Annotated in this window: 15 protein-coding genes; 7 read left to right on the plus strand and 8 right to left on the minus strand. The window is 67.3% G+C overall.

Translation table 11 applies throughout. The features are described 5' to 3' along the window. Positions 1–22 precede the first annotated feature (22 nt). The 5 genes from ACWF4Z_RS21890 to ACWF4Z_RS21910 are packed head-to-tail and all read left to right on the plus strand — an operon-like array spanning position 23 to position 5,943. The gene (locus ACWF4Z_RS21890; RefSeq protein WP_452244953.1) at positions 23–2,260 is read left to right on the plus strand and encodes a hybrid sensor histidine kinase/response regulator; all 2,238 of its coding nucleotides are present in this window, start codon (positions 23–25) and stop codon (positions 2,258–2,260) included. Further along, positions 2,257–2,640, plus strand: a complete 384-nt coding sequence (locus tag ACWF4Z_RS21895) for a response regulator (protein WP_452244954.1) — start codon at positions 2,257–2,259, stop codon at positions 2,638–2,640. Before ACWF4Z_RS21890 ends, ACWF4Z_RS21895 begins: the two co-directional genes overlap by 4 nt. Then, complete coding sequence (locus tag ACWF4Z_RS21900) at positions 2,637–3,755, plus strand: adenylate/guanylate cyclase domain-containing protein (RefSeq protein WP_452244955.1); 1,119 nt, start codon at positions 2,637–2,639, stop codon at positions 3,753–3,755. The genes ACWF4Z_RS21895 and ACWF4Z_RS21900 overlap by 4 nt, the downstream gene beginning before the upstream one ends. Further along, complete coding sequence (locus tag ACWF4Z_RS21905) at positions 3,752–5,344, plus strand: peptide ligase PGM1-related protein (RefSeq protein ID WP_452244956.1); 1,593 nt, start codon at positions 3,752–3,754, stop codon at positions 5,342–5,344. Before ACWF4Z_RS21900 ends, ACWF4Z_RS21905 begins: the two co-directional genes overlap by 4 nt. A gap of 8 nt (positions 5,345–5,352) precedes the next feature. Beyond that, the gene (locus tag ACWF4Z_RS21910; protein WP_452244957.1) at positions 5,353–5,943 is read left to right on the plus strand and encodes a histone deacetylase; all 591 of its coding nucleotides are present in this window, start codon (positions 5,353–5,355) and stop codon (positions 5,941–5,943) included. Here ACWF4Z_RS21910 and ACWF4Z_RS21915 read toward each other — a convergent pair. Further along, positions 5,927–6,583 carry a DUF2306 domain-containing protein gene (locus tag ACWF4Z_RS21915; RefSeq protein ID WP_452244958.1) on the minus strand — a complete coding sequence of 219 codons (657 nt, stop codon included), beginning with the start codon at positions 6,581–6,583 and terminating at the stop codon, positions 5,927–5,929. The genes ACWF4Z_RS21910 and ACWF4Z_RS21915 overlap by 17 nt on opposite strands. A 44-nt stretch (positions 6,584–6,627) precedes the next feature. Next, complete coding sequence (locus tag ACWF4Z_RS21920) at positions 6,628–8,745, minus strand: M6 family metalloprotease domain-containing protein (protein ID WP_452244959.1); 2,118 nt, start codon at positions 8,743–8,745, stop codon at positions 6,628–6,630. 159 nt (positions 8,746–8,904) lie between these two features. Here ACWF4Z_RS21920 and ACWF4Z_RS21925 point away from each other — a divergent pair, with 159 nt between their 5' ends. Beyond that, the gene (locus ACWF4Z_RS21925) at positions 8,905–10,263 is read left to right on the plus strand and encodes an NAD-dependent succinate-semialdehyde dehydrogenase (protein WP_452244960.1); all 1,359 of its coding nucleotides are present in this window, start codon (positions 8,905–8,907) and stop codon (positions 10,261–10,263) included. Positions 10,264–11,266: 1,003 nt separating this feature from the next. Here ACWF4Z_RS21925 and ACWF4Z_RS21930 read toward each other — a convergent pair. Continuing rightward, a complete protein-coding gene (locus ACWF4Z_RS21930) occupies positions 11,267–11,818 on the minus strand; it encodes an excalibur calcium-binding domain-containing protein (RefSeq protein ID WP_452244961.1) in 552 nt (183 codons plus the stop codon). 71 nt (positions 11,819–11,889) lie between these two features. Continuing rightward, positions 11,890–12,384 (minus strand): winged helix-turn-helix transcriptional regulator, encoded by a 495-nt coding sequence (locus ACWF4Z_RS21935; protein ID WP_452244962.1) that lies wholly within the window; start codon positions 12,382–12,384, stop codon positions 11,890–11,892. Positions 12,385–12,448: 64 nt separating this feature from the next. On the opposite strand from ACWF4Z_RS21935, the gene ACWF4Z_RS21940 reads away from it, so the two are divergent. Next, positions 12,449–12,982, plus strand: a complete 534-nt coding sequence (locus ACWF4Z_RS21940) for a PaaI family thioesterase (RefSeq protein WP_452244963.1) — start codon at positions 12,449–12,451, stop codon at positions 12,980–12,982. Between the two features lie 234 nt (positions 12,983–13,216). Here the strand turns inward: ACWF4Z_RS21940 and ACWF4Z_RS21945 are convergent, their stop codons facing one another. The 4 genes from ACWF4Z_RS21945 to ACWF4Z_RS21960 form a co-directional block, all read right to left on the minus strand. Beyond that, entirely contained in the window at positions 13,217–14,476 is a 1,260-nt protein-coding gene (locus tag ACWF4Z_RS21945) for an aminotransferase class I/II-fold pyridoxal phosphate-dependent enzyme (protein WP_452244964.1), read from the minus strand. A gap of 59 nt (positions 14,477–14,535) precedes the next feature. Then, the gene (locus tag ACWF4Z_RS21950; protein WP_452244965.1) at positions 14,536–16,929 is read right to left on the minus strand and encodes a hypothetical protein; all 2,394 of its coding nucleotides are present in this window, start codon (positions 16,927–16,929) and stop codon (positions 14,536–14,538) included. Between the two features lie 61 nt (positions 16,930–16,990). After that, positions 16,991–19,405 (minus strand): transglycosylase domain-containing protein, encoded by a 2,415-nt coding sequence (locus ACWF4Z_RS21955; protein ID WP_452244966.1) that lies wholly within the window; start codon positions 19,403–19,405, stop codon positions 16,991–16,993. A 97-nt stretch (positions 19,406–19,502) separates the two neighbouring features. Next, positions 19,503–21,788: a HelD family protein gene (locus tag ACWF4Z_RS21960; protein ID WP_452244967.1), complete on the minus strand. Its 2,286-nt coding sequence runs from the start codon at positions 21,786–21,788 to the stop codon at positions 19,503–19,505. Positions 21,789–21,846: the final 58 nt, after the last annotated feature.

Consider the following 21,846-nt stretch of genomic DNA (forward strand, 5'->3'; position numbering starts at 1 on the left):
GGACTCGGGGTTGGAGGCTGCGATGGGTGGGCGGGCGCTCGCTGGAAGCGCCGGGACGGAACTGGAACGGCGACGGCTCCAGGGGCAGCTCGCGGCCCTGGCCGATCAGTTCGCCGCAGCCAACGAAGTACTCTCCGCAGTCGGCCGCTCGGCCGGTGACCCGGACGCGGTCCTCACCACCATCGTCGAGAGTGCCTGCCGGCTCTGCCGTTCGCAGGCCGCGCAGCTGTATCTGTTCGAGGACGGCTACTACCGGCTCAGCAAAGCAGTCGGTATGTCGGCGGAGTCGATCCGGTACATCACCGAGCACCCGATCCCGATGAACCGGGGAACGCTGGTCGGCCGGGCGGGCCTGGATCGGGCCACCCAGCAGATCGACGACGTCCTCGCCGATCCGGACTTCGATCGGCAGGACCTGCAGCGGGTGGCGGGTTTCCGGACCACGATGGGGTCGCCGATGCTGATCGACGATCAGGTGGTCGGGGCGCTCTGCGTCTGGCGCAACGAGGTCAGCCCGTTCGACCAGCGGGAGCAGAACCTCGTGACCGCGTTCGCCGGCCAGGCGGCGATGGCGGTGAACAGCGTCAAGCTCGTCCAGCAGCTCGAGGCTCGGGGCGCCGAACTGGCCCGCAAGGTCGGTGAGCTAGAGGCGCTGCGCGAGGTCGGCGAGGCGGTCAACTCCAGTCTCGACGTGTCCAAGGTGCTGGCGACCATCGTGAAGCAGGCGGTCCGGATCTCGGCGACCGACGGCGGCTCGATCATGGAGTACGACGCGGTCGAGCGGTGCTTCCTGGTCCGCAGCGTGTTCCAGACCGACCCGAGCGTGATCGAACGGCTGCGAGCGACCCGCATCCACCTCGACGAGACCCTGGTCGGTCGCGCGGCCAAGCTCGGTCGCCCGCTCGCGGTGCCCGACCTCGGTACGGCGGAACTCGATCCGCACCTGTCGGTGCTGTACGAGGCGGGCTGGCAGTCACTGGTCGCCGTACCCCTGCTGCGGGCGGGCCGGATCGTCGGTTCGCTGGTGGTTCGGCGCAAACGGCCAGGTGAGTTCTCGGCCGAGACCCTGACCCTGCTCGAGATGTTCGCCGATCAGTCGACACTCGCTTTGCTGAACGCTCAGCTCTACCGGGAGCTGACGCAACGCAGCGCGGAGCTCGAGGTAGCCAGCAGGCACAAGTCCGAGTTCCTCGCCAGCATGTCGCACGAGCTTCGGACGCCGCTGAACGCCGTACTCGGGTTCTCGGAAGTCCTCCTGGAGCGGATGTTCGGTGAGCTCAACGAGCGCCAGGAGGAGTACCTGCGCGACATCCACGGCTCGGGCAAGCACCTGCTCGAACTGCTGAACGAGATCCTCGACCTGTCGAAGGTCGAGGCCGGCCGGATGGAGCTGGAGTACTCGACCTTCCCGCTGCGGCGGGTACTCGACGGCACCCTGGCGATGCTGCGCGAGCGGGCGGCTGCGCACGGCATCGACCTGCGGGTCGAGGTCGGACCCGGTATCGACGAGGTGTACGCCGACGAGCTGCGCCTGAAGCAGGTCGTACTGAACCTGATGACCAATGCGGTGAAGTTCACCGCCGACGGCGGTTCGGTGGTGGTCCGGGCGAGCCGGTCCGGAGCTGAGGTGCGGATCGCGGTCACCGACACCGGTCGGGGCGTGCCGCCGGAGGACCAGGAGCGGATCTTCGAGTCGTTCCAGCAGGGCGGCCGCGGACCGTCCCAGGAGGAAGGCACGGGCCTCGGCCTGACGCTGTCGCGGCGGATCGTCGAGCTGCTCGGTGGTCGGATGTGGCTGGAGAGTCAGGTCGGTGTCGGCAGCACCTTCGGATTCTCCTTGCGGAGCAGGGAGAACGAGCACCGGCCGGACCCGAACCGAACTGTGGCCGATGTCGTCGTCATCGAGGACGACCGGCCGTCGCTCGACCTGATCACGGCCTATCTGTCCGGGCCCGCGGTGCGGGTGACCGTGGCCGGGGACGGGCAGTCCGGACTGGACGCCGTCCGCCGGGTCCGGCCGGCCGCTGTGCTGCTCGACATCCGGTTGCCGGGGATCGACGGGTGGGCGGTGCTGCAGGCGCTGAAGGCCGAGCCGGGAACCCAGGACATCCCGGTGATCGTCGTGTCGATCGTCGACGAACAGACGCGCGGTGCCGCGCTCGGTGCCGCTGCCTACCTGGTCAAACCGGTGAGCCGATACGCGTTGCTCCGCGCGCTGCGGGCGGTGGGAGCCATAACCGACGAGGGGGAGGATCGATGAGTTCAGGCCGGATCCTGGTGGTGGAGGACAATCCGAAGAATCTCAAGCTGGTCAGGGATGTGCTGCAATTCTCCGGGTACGAGGTGATCGAGGCGACCTCGGGTGAGGACGGCGTCCGGCTCGCGGCCCTGGAGGAGCCGGACCTGATCCTGATGGACCTGCAGCTGCCCGGCATCGACGGCGCCGAGGCGTTGCGCCGGATCCGGGCCGGTGAGCGGACTCACGCCGTACCGGTGGTCGCTGTGACGGCCTTCGCGATGAACGACGACCGGCAGAACGCGTTCGACTCCGGCTTCACCGGATACGTCGAGAAGCCGATCAGCGTGCGTCGGTTGCCGCAGCAGGTCAGGGACTTCCTCCGGCTGGGTGGTGCGAGATGACCAAGGTGCTCGTGGTCGACGACCAGCCGCCGAATGTCCGGTTGCTGGAGGCGATCCTCAGCCCGCGTGGGTACGACGTTCTGACCGCCTCCGCCGGGCAGCAGGCACTCGAGCTGATCGCTGCCGAGGACATCGATCTCGTCCTGCTCGACATCCTGATGCCGGGGATGGACGGCTATCAGGTGTGCCGCCGGATCCGGGACCAGGTGGACACTGCCTATCTACCGGTCGTGATGGTGACAGCCAGCGGCGACGAGCAGAAGGTGAAGGCGCTGGAGGCCGGCGCGGACGACTTCCTCACCAAGCCGGTCAATCAGAGCGAGCTGCTGGCCCGAGTGGCCTCGCTGGCCCGGATCAAGCGGTACCAGGACACGATCAAACGCCAGGCCACCGAGCTGGCGGCGTGGAACCAGGAGCTGGAGTCGCGGGTCGAGAGCCAGGTGTCGCAGCTGCAACGCATGGGCCGGTTGCGCCGGTTCCTGAGCCCGCAGCTGGCCGAACTGATCGTCGACTCCGGCGACGAGTCGTTCCTGGCCAGTCACCGGCGCGAAATCGTGGTGGTCTTCTGTGACCTGCGCGGGTTCACCACCTTCGCGGAGGCGAGCGAGCCAGAGGAGGTGATGGGCGTGCTGGAGGAGTACCACCAGGCGCTGGGCGACCTGATCTTCCGGTTCGAAGGGACCTTGGAACGCTTCGCGGGCGACGGCTTGATGGTGTTCTTCAACGATCCGGTGCGCTGCGAGGACGGCCCGCTGCGGGCCTTGCGGATGAGCGTTGCGATGCGGACCCGCGTCCGCGGACTGGCCGAGACCTGGAGCCGGCGAGGCCACGATCTCGGGCTCGGCATCGGCGTCGCGCAGGGGTACGCGACGCTCGGCACGATCGGGTTCGACGGACGGATCGACTACGCCGCGATCGGTAGCGTGACCAACCTGGCCGCGCGCCTGTGCGCCGATGCGGAAGCGTGGCAGATCCTGGCCACCGAACGGGTCTACACCGCTGCCGGTGACGTGGTGATCGGCGAGGACGCCGGGCTCCGCGAGGTCCGTGGTTTCAGCCGGACCGTGCACGCGTACAGCATTCGTGGTCTCGACAATTCGCGGATCGCGTCATGACCGGCGACCTGTGGACGGCTCCGGGCGAGACCGAACGTGGGCTGTCTGCTCTGACCGAGGACGAGCGGTATCAGCGCTTCGACGAGTTGCAGGCGCGGATGGCCGGCGTGTGGGCGGCGATGCGGCTCAACCACGAGGACGAGTCGGTGGTCGTCGTACCCTCGCTCACGCTGGACCGGACCGAGAGCGCCGGGACCGGGACGATGATGCAGGCCTACGAGGAACGGTTCCTGTTCCTGCTGATCCTGTTACGCGAACCGCGGCTGCGGATGATCTACGTGACCTCCATGCCGATCGCTCCCGAGATCGTCGAGTACTACCTGGCGCTACTACCCGGCGTGATCCCGAGCCATGCCCGCGCCCGGTTGTCGCTGCTCGCGGTCAACGACGCCAGTCCGATCTCTCTCAGTGAGAAGCTGCTGGCCCGGCCGCGACTGCTGCAGCGGATCGCGGCGCTGATCCCGAACCCGCGGCGCTCGCACCTGGTGCCCTACAACACGACCGAGCTCGAGCGCGATGTCGCGATCAGTCTCGGCATCCCGATGTACGGCGCCGATCCGCGGCTGGCTCCACTGGGTTCGAAGTCCGGGTGCCGCCGCCTGTTCGCGGAGGTCGGCGTACCGCATCCGCTCGGTGCGGAGAACCTGCGCAGCCTCGACGACATCGCGGACGCCGTGCTCTCGATGCGCGCGGAGCGGCCCACGATGGACAGCGCGATCGTGAAGCTCAACGAGGGTGTTTCCGGTGAAGGCAATGCTGTGGTCCGGTTGAAGGGCCTGCCGGCGCCCGGGTCGGAGACGGAACGCGCGGAGGTGATGAAGCGACTGCTGGAGATGGAGCTGGAGTCGACGACGACGCCGTTCGAGGTCTACGTCGCCAAGTTCGCGGAGAACGGCGGGATTGTGGAGGAGCGGATCGTCGGCGACGAGCTGCGGAGCCCGAGCGTTCAGCTGCGCGTCGTGCCTGGCGGCGCGATCGAGTTGTTGTCGACACACGATCAGCTGCTCGGTGGCGCGAGTGGTCAGAGCTACCTGGGGTGTGTGTTCCCGGCAGCGCCCGAGTATGCGCGGCTCATCACCGAGCACGCCTCGACGATCGGACGACGACTGGCGAGCGAAGGTGCGCTCGGACGGTTCGCGATCGACTTCGTCGTGGTGCGTGGCAGCGACGGCGGCTGGACGCCGTACGCGATCGAGCTCAATCTGCGCAAGGGCGGCACCACCCATCCGTTCCTCACGCTGCAGTTCCTGACCGACGGGCGTTACGACCCGCGGACGGCGCTGTTCGTGACACCGGGTGGGGACGAGAAACATCTGGTCGCGACCGATCACCTCGAGTCGGAACTCCTGACGGGCCTGCTGCCCGCGGACCTGTTCGACATCGTGGCCCGGCACGGGCTGCACTTCGATCAGTCCCGGCAGGTCGGTGTGGTGTTCCACATGATCAGCTGCCTGACCGAGAAGGGCCGGTTGGGGTTGACGGCGGTGGGGAACAGTCCGGCCGAGGCGGATCGCCGGTACCGTGATGCTTCTCGCATTGTTCTGGCAGAGGCTGAGCAGGCCTTCGCCGAACGTCCGCTCCCGGTCTGAGAGGTTCGATGCAGCGAGTTTGGTACGTCGCCTACGGTTCCAATCTCGCGTTCGACCGCTTCCGGTGTTATGTGGCCGGCGGGCGTCCGGCCGGCGGCAGCCGCGAGTACCCCGGTTGCCGCGATCCGAGCGACCCCGGGCGGATGGAGGGCGTGGAGATCAGCGGTGGTCTGCTGTTCGCGGGCGAGTCGAAGGTCTGGGGCGGTGGTTCGGCCTTCTACGACCCGACCGCGACCCGTGGTGTCGCGGGGCGGGCGTACTTGCTGACGCCGGATCAGTTCGGCGACGTCGCGGCCCAGGAGATGTGGCGCCTGCCGGGCAGCCCGTTCGCGCTGTCGCTGGCTTCGCTGCTGCCGGATGTGTTCGAGCTCCACACGATGGGCCCGGGCCGCTACGAAACCGTGGTGCGGGTCGGCGAACGAGACGGCGTACCGATGTTCACCATCACCCACGAGGCCGCGGCCGACCTGAGCCCGGCCGCGCCCTCCGCGACGTACCTGCGGTGGATCTCAACCGGTCTGCACGAAGCGCATGGCTGGGACGATGCCCGGATCGCGAAGTACCTGAGCACGGCGCCAGGCGTCAGCCCGGGGGAGTAGGGGTGGTGCGGATCCACCATTCGGCGAAGGCGGCGTGGAGGGCGAAGGCGATCCAGAAGGATGCGGCGAAGGCGGCGGGGAAGGAGAGAACGTCGGGGAGGGTGAAGAGGTAGACCCAGATCCGGATCGTGCCGACGCCGATCCCGATCGCGAACGCGCGGATCATCCAGCGGCGGTGGTTGGTCAGGTCGTGGCGACGGATCGCGCGGAACGCGCTGACCAGGCAGAACAGGAACCACAGCCCGAAGACCACCGACGCCGCCGCCTGCACCGGGCCTCCGAAGCTGTAGAACAGGCCGAACCAGATCGCGAAGACACCGCACAGCAACGCACACACCAGCACGATCCGGCCGAAGCGGCGGTGGAAGGTGTAGTGCCTGGATCTGATCCGATACGCGAGCTGGATCGGCGCCCCGAGCAGATACACCACCGCCGGCCCGATGTGCAGGTACGAGATCCAGGGGTGGGCGACGTACTCCTTGTCGATCGCCTCCGGCGGGACCGTGCCGTTGTAGATATGCGGTACGTCGTTGATCAGCCGCGCGATCGCGAACACCAGGATGATCGCCGCGAGCACGACGATCCCCACTTGCACGGTCCGCAACCGGCTCCGCCCCAGCATCACCTCGGTCTGCGTCATGTTTCGACGCTAGGGCGGAGCACCTTTCAGCTGTCTGACACCGCTTACCGCTTGATGGCGACGCAGGTTGCGGTCGCCTGTTTGCTGGGGTCGCTTTCGGACTTGGCGGTCAGGTTGATCGTGGCCACCGGACTTGTGCCGGCCTTGGTGTAGACGGGGACGGTGATGTTTTGGCCCGCGTTCGCAGTGGCCAGGGCGTTCGGGAGGCTGATCGCCCAGTTCTTGCCGTTCACCTTGGCCGACAGGCGATAGACGTCGCCCTTCAGGTACGGCGTGACGTCCTCGGGGTGCTGTGAGACCGTGCCGGCCTTGCCGGTGTTGGTGAGCTGGAAGTTGCAGGTCTGTACGCCGTTTTGTCCGGCCGGCTTGGCCACAGTCGGCAGGACGCGGACGCCGCGCTTCTGTGGGCCGGAGCCGTCCAGCGATCGGATGGCGACCGTGTACGAGAGGATCCCGGCGCGGTCCCGGCATACGTTCGTGATGTAGAAGTGCAGGCGGTTCGCGGTGTCGGTGTACTCGTACTCGCTGCCCGAGTTCGTGCCGGCGTGGAACAGCGCGTCCGAGAGTTGGCGGTAGTCGCCGATCGTGATCGGCACCTTGGTGCCGTCGGGCAGGACGTAGTCGGTCATGTTGATGTCCTGCGGGTTGGCGTCGACGACCCATTCGAACGGCGCCTGATCCTGGTTCTTGGTCTTCGCCAGCAGTACGCCGGAATCGGAGGTGTACGAGTCCGTGCCCATCCGGTCCACCACCTCGACCGTGTAGTTCTGGTAGCCGCGACCATCGCAGAACGGGTCCGTCGCGACGTCGCACGCGGGCGCGAGGTCACCGGATCCACCGAGCTGAATGTTGATGCCGGACAGGTCTTTCGGCCCCGGCTGGACGGCTCGGGCGGTGACGTTCGCGATCACCACGCCCGAGGTCGCCAGCGCTTCCCGCGACAACCGCAGCACGTTCTGCTCGTCGACCATCTGGAGCTTGATCTTGTTGCGCAGCATGTGTTGCGCGCCCATCGAGGCACCACCGGTGGCAGGGATCATCCAGCGACTGTGTGGACCACCCGGACCGTTGAAGCTGCCGCGGCTGAGCATCTCCCACATGCCGGTGTAGTCGCGCCGGGCCGGGATGCTGTACGGGTTGTTGTAGTTGTCACCGATGCCGAGGATATGGCTGAACTCGTGTGCGTACACGCCCATGCCTGAGCTCTCCGCCTGCGTCGAGGAGCCGCCGCCGGCGTTCGGCCAGATGGACGCACCCGCGAGCCAGGACGTCCAGTCGACGTACCGGGTGTCCGACCAGTTCGGCAGGTTCGGGTCCGGCGGGCCGAAGTCGTCGCTGACGTCCTCCTTGGTCGGGAACTTCATCATCCCGAACTCCTGCCAGGTGGACGACTCGTCCTGGCCGGCACTCAGGTAGAAGACGAAGTCGTACCCCGCCGGGACCTCGGCACCTTGGTCCGCGACCCATGCGGCGCGACCGTCGGTGCGGATGTTGCGGTTGCAGTTGTCGCCGGCCGGACAGGCGGTGCCGCCCTGGAACTCCATGCCGTACTCGTGCGACTTGCCCGGCATCCGGTACGGACCGAATGCGGTCAGGTCCACGCCGTACCGGCCGCCGGAGTCTTCCATCCAGTACTCGTGCAGCGTGTGGCCGTGGTTGAGAGGCCCCGGGGTGTTGAGGAGATCCTGGTAGAACTGGGCCACCTGGTCGCGCGGTACGCCGTTCGCCGCGGCACTCGGATTGCCGAACGGCGTCGACCCCTTGGGCTTCGTGATCACGAAGTCCTGGTTGGGGTAGTCGAGCAGGACGAGCGCACCCTTGAACGTACGGGTCGAGCCCGGGGTCGCCGGGTTGGCCCAGTCGGTTCCCGGCGGTTTGACGTAGTCGTCCCACGTCATGTGGTCCGGGTTCACCCAGTTCTGCGGGTCGATCGGCCCGGGCAGACCGTTCGACGTGGTGGTCGCGACGCGCTTGTCCTGGCCGGCCTCCTGCTGTGTCTCCTGCCAGGGCTGCTTCTGCGGCCAGTGCGGGTACTGCCAGGCGTTCGCGGGATCCGGGGGAGCGGTCGCACTCGGCGACGCAAGTGCCATCGTGGGCACCGAGACAGCGGCCAGTACGGCGATCAGCCGTACGACAACACGTACTTTCCGTTGCTCAGACACGGGCGGGCATCCGATCGACGAAGGGGCGGGACATCGGGCAGATCCACGAGCTTGCCTGGTCGACGCCCCCGAACACAACAGATGAGATGACTGTATACAGTATGGGGTGGAGTGGTTAGCCTGAGCGGGGGTTCGTTGGCGGCTTCAACTGGAGGAACGATGTACTCAGTCACCGACCCGGCGACGGGACAACTGGTCGAAGAAGTGGCGAACTCGACCGAGGCAGAGGTCCGGGACGCGATCAGCCGGGTGCATTCCAGCTATCCGGGGTGGCGGGCTCGGCCGGTCGAGGAGCGCGCGGCGATCGTGGCGCGGGCCGCCGACCTGTTCGAGGAGCGGGCCGACGAGCTGGCCGCGATCATGACGCTGGAGATGGGCAAGCGGATCAACGAGGGCCGGGGTGAGGTCGGCATCGTGGTCGACATCTTCCGGTACTACGCGGAGCACGGGCCGGCGTTGCTCGCCGACGAGCCGGTGGCGATCAAGGGCGGCAAAGCGGTCATCACCAAGAATCCGATCGGGCCGCTGCTCGGGATCATGCCCTGGAACTTCCCGTGCTACCAGGTCGCCCGGTTCGTCGCCCCGAACCTCGTGCTCGGCAACACGATCCTGCTGAAGCACGCATCGATCTGCCCCCGCTCGGGCCGGGCGATCGAGGAGATCCTGTGGGCGGCCGGCGTACCGCAGGACGTCTACGTGAACACGTTCGCGTCGAGCCGGCAGATCCCGGCGATCCTGGCCGACCCGCGGATCGTCGGCGTCTCGCTGACCGGGAGCGAACAGGCCGGCGTCTCCGTCGCCGCCGAGGCGGGCAAGAACCTCAAGCGGACCGTGCTCGAACTCGGCGGCTCCGACCCGCTGATCGTGCTCGATACCGCCGACCTCGACGAGACGGTGAACGCCACCGCGACCGCACGCATGCGGAACTGCGGCCAGTCCTGCAACGCGCCGAAGCGAATGATCGTGCTCGCCGACCTGTACGACGAGTACGTCGATCGGCTGACCAAACGGGTCGCGGAGTACTACATCCCCGGCGACCCCGCCGACCCGGAGACGAAGCTCCCGCCGCTCGCGTCGGCCGCGGCCGCGGACGAGGTCGCCGCGCAGGTCGCCAAGGCGGTCGACCAGGGCGCGACGCTTCGTACCGGCGGTCATCGCGTCACGCCTGGTGCGTATCTCGAAGCGACCATCCTGACCGACGTCACGCCGGAGATGGACGCGTACTACGAAGAGATCTTCGGGCCGGTCGTGATCGTGTTCAAAGCCGAGGACGAGGACGACGCGATCCGGCTGGCGAACGACACACCGTTCGGCCTCGGCGCCTCGGTCTGGGGCACCGACCCGGACCGCAACCGCCGCGTCGCCGATCGGATCGAGGCCGGCATGGTCTACCTCAACCGCGCCGGCGGCTCCCAGGCCGACCTCCCCTTCGGCGGCATCAAACGCTCCGGCCTCGGCCGCGAACTGGGCCCCGCCGGCCTCGAAGAATTCATGAACAAGAAGTCGATCCGCTTGTAAACCGACTTCGAGGCACCTCAGAAGAGGGTTATTTATATCCCCAGCGAAGAAGAGCAAGGGAAAGAAAAAGGTAGGGACAGAAAAGATAGAGTGGCTGGGTGCCTGGTGGGCTTGGTGCGTAGGTGCGGCCAGTCGGTGGCCGGCGGGTGCGGAGTGCAGCGACTCACCGCATGCGAGGGACCGGGCTGCCGAGAACCAGCCACTGAGTGACCGTGGCTCCAGGCCATCACAATCCACGGTCCCGGCGGATGGTAGGCGTGTTTCGCCTGCTGGACGACGATTGTGATGGCCTGGCGGTCGGGGTGCAGCTGCTTTGAATGCTTGCCTAACGAGCCGAGGGCGTCGATCAACCAGCTGAAAACCGTCCGGTGCGCGACCTCGGCCGATCGTCGGTTCAACCACCACTGGCCGCCACCATGACGCCGACCCCAGCCACTCCGTCTTCTTTACCTGTTCCTTATAGTCGGTGTGAACAAGAAATGACCTGTGCACACCCGCCACGAGCTGTCCAAGCCCTGCGCGAATCGCCCGTTCCATACCCAGAAACCCGCCACCCGGACAACACCGTCCACCTGCTGATCCGTCGGCCCGGAACAGTCAGCTTCGGGAGGATCTCTCCCCACATCAGGCGCGATATCCTCCCAAAACTCCTTCCCGCCGCCGACCTCAGCCAGGGACCCGGCCCCCTCTTATTTTTTTCTGTCCCTGTCTTTCCCTGCTTTTGTTCTTTGCTCTTCAAAGAAGAAGAGCAGAGAAACAACATCAATGAGGGTTATTCGGAAGCCTATGAAGCTTGAATATCAGGGGACGGCGGCGGTCCGGGGTGGGGCGGGTACCAGCCAGGCAGCACTCAGCAATCGGGGTCGGTGCGCTTGTGTCCAGGCTTCAGTGCCCGTCGGGGTAGTGCGCGGTTCGTGGTTGAGAGTGGCCCGGAGATCCGCCCCTCCGCCCCTCCGCTCGCTTCGCCCGCTTCGCGCTGGCTTGCCGTGAGCCACGATCCCTCTCAGTCGCCGCGGGAGCAGGCGATGCCGTCGTGGTTGCGGTCGAGGGCTCTCGAGTAGCCGGGGTTGCCGCGGGGGAGCGGTGCCTTGTGCGCGGCCCGGACCGCGGCGCAGTCCTTGTAGACCACGGTCGCCTTCGGCAGGACCGTCGAGGTCGGTAGGACCGCTGCGGTCGGTGCGGGTGTGTCGAGCGTCGGGGTTCGGGCCGATTGCCGCGTCGGCTTCTGGGTGCGGTGGATCGGTGCCTCGGTCGCCGGGACGAGCATCGGGATGACGGTTGGCGTCGTACTCGCGGAGTCGCCGGCGTGCCACGGGTTGACCAGCACGAGCGTCATCAACGCGGTCGGGATGACCACGATCGCGGTGGCCGCGAGCCGGCTGCCCCCGCCGTACCTACCGACCGGTCCGCGCACCGGCTGACCGTGTTCGTCGACCCAGAACGACCATCCCTTGGGTGCGGTCGGCCACTCCGTCGGCGGACGCCAGCGTCGGGGTGGTCGCCACCGTGGCGTCGGCGGGGCGGGCCATTGCGGTGGTGTGTTGAACTGCCTCACAACATCCTCCCGCAACGCAGCCTATCGAGTGCGCGGTGCAAAGGAAGGGAAACGGGCGAAACCCCTTCATTTCATGCGTTTGTCAGCCTGCCGTTACGTCGCCGCGCACCCGGCCCAGGACGCGGTACGGCGTCCCGCGGCGAGTTCACCGCATGTCCGGATTCGCACCGCAGTTCCGCATGAACGGGCGCCCCGCAGTCGCGGTGCTCGATCGCGAGCGGCGATCCTTCGGGGCCGACCAGGTACTTGTCACCCCAATCGCGGATGGCGATCAGCATCGGGTAGAGATCGAGGCCCTTCTCGGTCAGCCGGTACTCGAACCGCTGCCGTGAGCCCGGCTCGCGGTACGGCGCCCGGCGCAGGATCCCGTGGTCGACGAGCTTGGCGAGCCGGTTCGACAGCACCTGGCGCGGGATGTCGGTGCGGACCCGGAGGTCGTCGAACCGGCGGATCCCGTTGAACACCTCGCGCAGCACCACCACGGTCCACCGCTCACCGAGGATCTCCATCGTCCGGCCGATCGGACAGTTCTCCACCGACCAGTCCAGGGCGTCGTACGTCGTCATACCGTCATCGTAATGAGGGCTAGGTCTCGTTGACAGACCCAGTGGGGAATGTGAGGCTCAGGGCATGACTGAGACGCAGCAGCAGGACGCTCCGGCCGATCCGGCGGTCCGGACCCGGACCTTCTCGTGGAGCGATCCGATGCAGACTGCCGCGCGGATCGGCACGACGTCCGGGCTGGAGTTGCTGCGGGCGCTCCGAGACGGAGAGCTCCCGCCGCCGCCGATCCTGCAGCTGATGGGCGCGACCGGGATCGAGGTCGAGGAAGGGCACTTCACGGTCTTCATGCCGGCGGCCGAGTTCCACTACAACCCGCTCGGGACAGTGCACGGCGGGGTCATCGCCACGATGCTGGACACCGCGGCCGGATGCACCGTCCACTCGACCCTGCCGGCCGGCGTCGGTTACACCTCGCTCGACCTGGTGACCCGCTTCATCAAGCCGGTCTCGGTCAAGTCCGGCGCCCTTCGCTGCGAAGGCGCAATCATCAGCCGAGGCCGTCGTACGGCGGTCGCCGAAGCACACCTATACGACGAAGCCGGCAAGCTCCTCGCGCACGCCACCTCAACCTGCCTGATCTTCGACCTCCCCACCCCCTAGCTCCGCCGCGACCTCCCACCCCCTAGCTCCGCCGCCACCTCCCCACCCCCTAGCTCCACCGCGACCTCCCCACCCCCTAGCTCCGCCGCGACCCACCGCAACTTCATGGGATACCCCATGAACTTGTCCCTCCTCCCCTGGGGTTTCGGGGGGATAAGGGACCAGCTGATGGGATATCCCATCAGCTGGCGCCGGCGGCAGGTGGGTTCTGGAGGTGGCGTGGGTTAAGGGGGTTCAGCTGTTGGCGAGGAGCTTTTCGGTGGCTACCAGGCGGACGCAGGTTGCCAGGCCGGTGATCGCCGCCTCGACCTCGGGGAGCTCGGGGTAGGTGGGCGCGATCCGGATGGTCTGGTCGGTCGGGTCGTCGCCGTACGGGTGGGTGGCGCCGGCCGGCGTGATCGCGATGCCTGCCGCCTTCGCCTTGGCGACGACCTCGGCGGCGCAACCCTCGGGGACCTGCAGGCTGACGAAGTAGCCGCCGGCCGGGGTGGTCCAGGTGGCCAGTCCGGTGTCACCGAGCTCGGCGGTGAGGATCTTGTCGACCGCCTCGAACTTCGGCCGGATGATCCCGGCCAGCTCGCGCATGTGGGCGTGCAGCCCGTTGGCGTCGCGCAGGAACTGCACGTGCCGCAGCTGATTGATCTTGTCCGGCCCGATGCTCCGCTTGACCGTGTGGCTCAGCCACCACTTCACGTTGTCCGGCGACGATCCGAAGAACGCCACCCCGGACCCCGCGAGCGTGATCTTCGAGCTCGACCCGAACACGAACGCCCGATCCGGGTGCCCGTTCTCCGCGCACAACGCCAGGACGTCGGCGATCTCGGCGGGCGAGTCGGTCAGGTGGTGCACGGCGTACGCGTTGTCCCAGAAGATCCGGAAGTCCGGCGCGGCCGTCTCCATCGCCGCCAGCCGGCGAACCGTCTCGTCGGAGTAGACCGTGCCGTCGGGGTTGCTGTACTTCGGCACACACCAGATGCCCTTGATCGCGGCGTCCTCCCCGACCAGCCGCTCGACGACGTCCATGTCCGGACCCTCGGGAGTCATCGGGACGGGGATCATCTTGATCCCGTACCGCTCGTTGATCCCGAAGTGCCGGTCGTAGCCCGGCACCGGGCACAGGAACGCCAGTCCCTCGACGTCGGCCCACCGCTGCTCGGCGCCCGGCACCTTGCCGAGCAACGCGAACACGACCGCGTCGTGCATCAGTTCGAGGCTCGAGTTCCCGGCGGCGAGCAGCTGGTCGACCGGAACCTGCAGGTCCGCGGCGAAGATCGCCCGCAGCTCCGGCAGCCCGTTCAGACCGCCGTAGTTCCGCAGGTCGGTACCGTCGGCCGCGACCGGATCCCCGGACAGCGTCAGCACGTCCTGGGCCGCATCCAGTTGTTGCGGCGAGGGCTTCCCCCGGGTCAGATCAAGCTTCAGCCCCTTCGCCACCAACGCCTCGTAGTCCTGCTGGGCACGGTCACGCTGGGCGGTCAGCTCATCGACACTCACGGAGAAGTCCTTTCACGCTGCTAGTGATCACCCACAGCCTAATGACCCGCCCCACCAACTCACTTCGGGAGGTCCATCTCAAGCTGGTAATCGCCGCCCCCGGTCGGCGGAACGTCGTACCCGACCGTGAGCAGCTTCCCGCCCACAGGCACCGCCGAGACCAACCCCTGCCGCCCGGGTCCCTTGGTCCGATCGCCTGGCACAGTGATCGGCTTCCAGGTCCGTCCGTCGCGACTGAACCAGGCGGCCGCGTCGGTCTCGTCGTCGCTTCCAGTGTTGCCCAGCGCGACGACACCGTTCGGCACGCTGACCAGGTCAATGACGTCGGCCTTGGCCGGTACGGCGATCTGGTTCGTCCAGGTCAGACCGCCGTCCTTGGAGGTCCAGCTCGTCCAGCCACCATCGCTGTCGCCGTCCTTCCGGCCGTAGTCGCCGACCGCGACGAGCGTGGTCCCGATCTGGCTCAGCTCGAGCACACTCGCCGAGTTCACACCCTTGGCGAGTGGGAGGTTCACGACCGTCTTCCAGTCGCTCCCGTTCGGCGACAGCCAGACCGCCGGCGTTCCGTCACCACGATCGCCACCGGCGACGAATCTCTTCCCGACCGCGAGCACCGCGGTCAGCTCCGCGTCGCCGGTCCCCGTCGTGCGCAGGTTCTGTGCGCGAGTACGCCGGGTGTCCTTGTCGGGGTCGAGCGACAGCACCTTCCCGCCGACCCCCTCGACCCAGCTCTTGCCGTCCTTGGAGTACGCCGACCACGCGTCGAAATGCCCGTCGCCGTCGTGGCGCTGCCCGACCACGACCCATCCCGACGGGCCGATCGCCACCGAGTTCGCGACTGGTCCGCCGTACGCCGATCGTGCCCACACCCCGAACACCGGTGAGTCGGCCTCGGCCCACTGGCCGTTCGTCGCGCGGATCCAGACTGCGGCCCGCTGCCCGATCGGCAGATTCTTCTCGCCGACTGCGACGACGCGCCCGTCCCTGGTCGCGGCGGCGCCGTGCAGGTAGAGGGACACATTGTTCGTGCGCCCCGGGAGGGTGGTGGCTTGCCAGGTCGATCCGTCGCGAGTCCAGCCGGTCGGAGCGGTCGAGACCTCGCCGACCGCGACCAGCTCCTTGCCTGCCTGCACGATGGTGTTCACGTCCGACGACGGGCGGCCCCCGGATGCTTCGGCGGGTAGCGCGATGGGCGACACGCGGTTCTCGGCGTACCGCCAGACCGCCGGCTCCGTCGATCCGGTCCGATCGTTCGAGCCGACCATCACCACGTCGTCGCCGACGGCCACCGAATCGACCACCATCTGAGTGCCGCGAGCCCGTTGGCTGTCCGCGTCGGTCCCGTCGGCGAGCTGCGCCCAGGTGGGCCCGACCGCGACCGTCGTGTCCGTCGTGTCAGAGGTCACCGATGCCGTCGCGACCCAGTCCTTGCGGGCCTTGACCAGCGTGCCGGGAATGTCCTCGAAGGTCGAGCCGAGAGTCCACGGTTTGGCCGCGACCTGCCAGGATGCGCCGGTGCTGCCGCCTTCCACGACGACTCCGTCCCACGAGTTCTCCTCCGACTCGTCGAACCCGGAGCCTTGAACGAGCGCGACGAACCTGCCGTCGCCGACGGCCAGCGCGTTGTTGTAGACCCGGTACCGAGTAGCGAGCTCGCCCTTGATGGCAGCGGCTCGGAAATGTTTGCCGCTGTCAACGGAGTACCAGTACTGCAATCTGTCGGTCTGCTTGGTGTTCGCCGGCGTCGAGAGGTTGCCACTGATCACCACGGTCTTGCCTGAGGCAACGATCTCGGCGGCACCGACCTCGCCCGGAACTGTCGGCTTGAGGCCGATCGCCGGACCGTCGTTTCGACTCCAGGAGGTGCCGTCGCTGGACTGCCAGTAGACCAGGGTCCCGTCTCCCAGCGTGCTGCCGCCGACGATCGCGAAACCGGTCGGAGTAGCCGTGATCGCCCTGAGGTAGTCGGTCTTGCGGAAGACCTTGGCGTCGGTTGGCAGCCGTCGCCAGCTCGTCCCGTCGGCGCTCTGCCACAGCACCAGACCAGGTGATCCGTCGCCGATGGCAACGAATCCCGTCGGGCCGGCGGCCAGATCACTGACCCCCTCGAAGGCTGCCGATCGCTTGACGGAGTCCTGGTCCAGGTTTCGGCGGGTCCAGGTCACACCGGCGTCGTCGCTGCTCAGGAACAGCGCGCGGCCGAGGTTGTCCGACTGGTCGACGCCGCCCGCCACCACGCGCTGGTCCTTCACGGCGACGGCCCGCAGGATCTGTGCGGTTCGATCGCCTGCCGGCGCTGCCTTTTCGGCTGCCTGTGGAGTTGTTGGTTGGTCGAAGTCGATGGGTCGGGCAACTGTTTGGTCGGTCGTCAGTCGGCTTGTGGCCGACGTCGTACAGGCAGTTAGGCCGAGAACCAGGCAGGTGATGGTGACGCGGAGCCCCAGACGCTTCATGCCCAAGAGTCTAGGGAGATTGCGCCGTCCGCGTGGCCGTCAATCCTTCAGCTGTGGATAACTAGCGGGGCTTGCCGCAGTGGGGGTACTTGGGGTCGGTGGGGAGGCAAGTGGGCCAGCCTGATGGGGGTGTGATGGGCGGTGGTACCGGGATGCCGGTTGGCGGGGTGACGGGTGGGGTGACCGGCGCGTCGCTGCCGTTGGACAGGCTCAAGGTGATCGTCGCGCCCGCGGGTGCGCCGTCCTGCTGGCGTGGGGTGGTCCAGGCGACTGTGCCGGCGGGTGCGTCGGAGTCGACCGGGGTCGGCGAGATGACTGCCTTGAAGCCCATCGACAGCAGCTTGGCCGTGGCGTCGACCGGCAGCATGCCCTTCAGGTACGGGAGATCCTTGACGTCGCCGCGGATGGTCTTGTCGTCGGGCTGGACGAACTGCGTCGTGGGGACGTCCCGCAGCGCCAGCTGCATCGCGGTCTCCCAGATCGGTCCCGCGGTCCCGGAACCGGAGGCGTCGTTGATCCGCTTGCCGTTCAGCGTGAGCTTGGAGATGTCCTCGGCGTGGGCCGACGCATCGGCGACCACGGCCGCGGCGGCGAGCTTGTTCGAGTAGCCGACGAACCAGACCGCCCGGTTGTTCTGGATGGTACCGGTCTTGCCGGCCAGATCGCTGCGGCCGAACTTCAGCTTGGAGCCGGTACCGCCGGACTGCATGACCTGCTGCAGCACGAAGTTCACACCGTCCGCGACCTTGGCGGGGATCGCCTGCGTACAGCTGCCGGCCGGGGTCGGGATCGGCTTGTGCGTCTTGTCCTCGATCGAGGTGATGACCTGCGGCGTGCAGTACTTGCCGCGCGCCGCGAACGTCGCGTACGCGTTCGACAGCATCAGCGGCGTGACCAGACCGGCCGATCCGAGGGTGAACGACACCACCTGCTTGAGCGGCTTGAGCTCCTGGCCGTCGTACATGCCGAGCTTGTTCGCGATGGTCGCGATCGGGCACAGGCCGATCTGCTCGGACAGCTGCAGGAAGTAGGTGTTGGTCGAGGCCTTTGCCGCGTCGACCATGGAGGGGTCCGGGACCGTATGCGTCGAGTTCTTGGGGTTGTAGTTGTCGTCCCAGGTGACCCCGTTGCACGTGCTGAACCGCTTCCCGCTCAGGTCCAGCGGCGACGGCGAGTTGATCCGGTACGTCGTGGGCACGCCCTTCTGGATCGCCGCGGCGATGGTGAACGCCTTCATCGTCGAGCCGTTCTGGAACCCCCCGAACCCACCCGGATAGGACTTCTCGACGTTGTAGTTGTACGCCGTCTGCCCCTTCTTGCTCCCGTACGCACGACTCTGCGCCATCGCCCGGACCAGGCCGGTGCCCGGCTCGACCATCGTGACCGCGGCGGCCGCCTTGTCACCGGGCTTGGAGTGCTTGTTCATCGACTCCTCGGCCGCGGCCTGGATCTTCGGGTCGATCGACGTGTGCACGATGATGCCCGCGGTCTCGATGTAGTTCTCGCGCTCTTCCTCGGTCTTGCCGAAGGCGGGGTTGTCCTTGAGCTTGGCAACGACGTACTCGCAGAAGAACGGGTACTTGGAGTTCGCGCAGCCGCTCGGCACGTTGATCACCTTGGCCAGGTTGATCACCGGGGTTCTGATCGCGACCAGGGCTTGATGCGCCGTGATGATGTTGAGTTCCTGCATCCGGCGCAGGACCACGTCGCGCCGTTCCTTGGCCCGCTTGGGATTCTCGATCGGGTCGTAGCCGCTCGGGTTCTTCACCAGGCCGGCCAGCATCGCGGCCTGCGGCAGGTTCAGCTTCGCCGCGTGTACGCCGTAGTAGTGCATGGCCGCGGCGTCGACGCCGTACGAGCGATCGCCGAAGAAGGCGAGGTTGAGGTACCCGTTCAGGATCTGGTTCTTGGAGAGCTGCTTCTCGACCGCGATCGCGTAGCGCAGCTCGAGGACCTTGCGCTCGTAGGTCTCGGCCGTGGCGGCCTGGACCTCCTGCGGGGTCCGGGCCTTCGCGATGAGGGTCCGCTTCACGTACTGCTGGGTGATGCTGGAACCACCCTGCTGGACGCCGCCGGCCGCCTTGTTGCGCAGGAGTGCGCGCAGAGTTCCCTTCGCGTCGAGGGCGCCATGCTCGTAGAACCGGTCGTCCTCGATCGCGACGATCGCCTTCAGCATGATCGGGCTGATCTGCTTCAGGGTGACCGGGGTGCGGTTCTCCTGGTACAGCGTCGCGATCGTGGTGCCGTTGGCGTCCTGGATGAAGCTCTTCTGTGCCAGCGGCGCCGTCTTCAGCTCCTGTGGCAGGTACTGCACCGAGTCGCGGGCTGTGGCCGTCGTCACACCAATCAGACCGGCCAGCGGGAGCCCGAGACCGGCAACGAGACCTCCGGCGACAACGCTGACCACCAGGAAGACGAACACCGATTGAACGACGTTCGGCCGCCGGGGCCGTCTGGCCCGCTCGCCTCTGTGCATGGTCCGGCAGATTACGGCAGGAACGGGACTACCGGGAGTCTTTTCGTTACAGAATTTACACATCCACCGCGCGATCTCACCACTGGTGACCCCATGATCACTGTCGGCCGATCACTCCAGCGGCTGTCAGAACGGCGGGGAGGGGGCCGCGGGAGAGGATGGTCAGGCGTTTGGTGGCTCGGGTGATGGCTACGTAGAGGTTGGAGAGGCCTCGGGGGGATTCGGTGATGATGGCGGCTGGGTCGGCGATCAGGACCGAGTCGAATTCGAGGCCTTTGGATTGGAGGGTGTCGAGGAGGGCGGCGTCGGCGTCGAGGATGGACGGGGTGTGGCCGTGGGCGACGTCGGGGAGGGCGGCGGCGAAGTCGTCGTACTGCGGGGTTGGGACGATGACGGCCAGTCTGCCGTCGCCGATGGCTTCTTGTTCGGTTTTGACGGCGGCGGTGAGGGCATCCAGGAATTCGTCCGGCGAGATGCTGCGGATGGTCGGGTGAGCGTCGGTTTCGCGGACCGAGGTCGGTGGGGTCAAGGCCGGGTCGATCGCGGCCAGGACGTTGGCTGCGACGGTCATGATCTCGGTGGGCGTGCGGTAGTTGACGGTCAGCTCGGCGGTGCGCCAGCGTCGGGGCGCGTACTGGTCGAGCAGGTCGGTCCACGAGCGCACGCCGGCGGCCGAGCCGGTCTGGGCGATGTCGCCAACCAGTGTCATCGAACGGCGGGGGCAGCGGCGCATCAGCATGCGCCAGTCCATCTCGGACAGCTCCTGCGCTTCGTCGACGATCACGTGGCCGAAGACCCAGGTGCGGTCGGAGGCGGCGCGTTCGGCCAGGGTGAACGGGTTCTCGATCAGTTGGGTCCGGCGGGCGACGAGGTCGGCGAACTGTTCGATCTCCCAGGGCATCAGCGCGATCCGCTCCGCGGTCAGCTCGATCTGGACGACACCATGGGCGTACTCGCGGTTGGCCGCCTCGGCAGCGTCGGACTCCGCGGTCTGACGGTTGCGCGCGGCAACAGTCGCGTCGACGTCGCCGAGCAGCTCGGCCGCCTCGTCGAGGAGCGCCACATCCGACTGCGACCAGTCGGCGTCCAGCGGCCGGACGATCGCGGTCAGTTCCTCATCGCTGAGCTCGGGCGCGGCGGCCTTGAGCCGATCCGGCGACGAGAACAGCACACTCACGAGAAGCTGGGGAGTGAGCTCCGGCCAGAGGCGGTCGAGCATGCTCTGGACGCGGTCGTCCTCGGTCAGCTCCTTGCGGATGTCGTCGATGTCCTCCTGGCCGACGTACTGGCGCCCGATCTTGTCGACGACCTGATTCGTGAGCGACTTGAGGATCCGCCGTACGAAGACCCGACGCGCGCGGTTGTGCTGCGGCTCGTCGGTGTCGAGCGCGTGCGCTTGTGCCTTGCGTACGACGTCCGGCCGCAGGACGAGCTCGTGCTGGTCCACCTTGAGCCGGATCGGCGCGGTCGGGACCGGCCGGAAGCTCCGGATGGCCTGTGCGAGGACCTCGGCCATGCCCAGGCCGCCCTTGATCCGCGCAGCCTCGGCAGACTCCGGCGCGGTCGCGACCACGCCCGGGTACAGCTCGGCGACAGTCGCCAGCACGACATCGGTCTCACCGAGCGAGGGGAGGACCTGGTCGATGTAGCGCAGGAAGGTGCTGTTGGGGCCGACGACGAGTACGCCGCTGCGCTTCAGTTGCTCGCGGTACGTATAGAGCAGGTACGCCGCCCGATGGAGCGCGACCACGGTCTTGCCGGTGCCCGGACCACCTTGGACGACGAGGACCCCGGGCAGGCCGGAGCGGATGATCTCGTCCTGTTCGGTCTGGATGGTCGCGACGATCTCGTTCATCCGGCCGGTGCGGTTGGCGCCGAGGGAAGAGAGCAACGCGGCCTCGCCGATCAGTGTCGAGCGTTCGTCGTCGCCGATCGCGTCGAGATCGAGTACGTCGTCGTCCACGCCGACGACCGTCCGGCCCTGCAGGCGGATGTGCCTGCGCCGCTTGACGCCCAGCGGGTCGGCCGCGGTGGCGCGATAGAAGACCTGCGCGATCGGCGTTCGCCAGTCGATCAGGATCGGGTCGTACTCCTCGTCGAACAGCCCGATCCGCCCGATGTGGAACCGCTCGCCGGCCGTTTCGTCGATGCGCCCGAAACACAATCCGCGCTCGACCGTCGACAGTTGGGAGAATCGCCCGGAGAACAGATCGGTGAACGACTCACGCTCGGTATAACTCTGATTGTTGTCGACGGTCTCCTCGACCTGCACCCGGTCCAACTCGGCGCGTGCCCTTTCGCGCAACACGTCCAGCCGGTCGTACATCCGCGTCACTTCGCCTTGCTCCGCTGCGATCTCGCGTACTACTACCTGATCCGTCACATTGCCCCCGAGTCTCTTGCCAAAGCCCGTTGGGCTCTGATAATCTGTACTTAGATGC

The sequence above is a fragment of the Kribbella sp. NPDC055071 genome, from assembly GCF_053608045.1.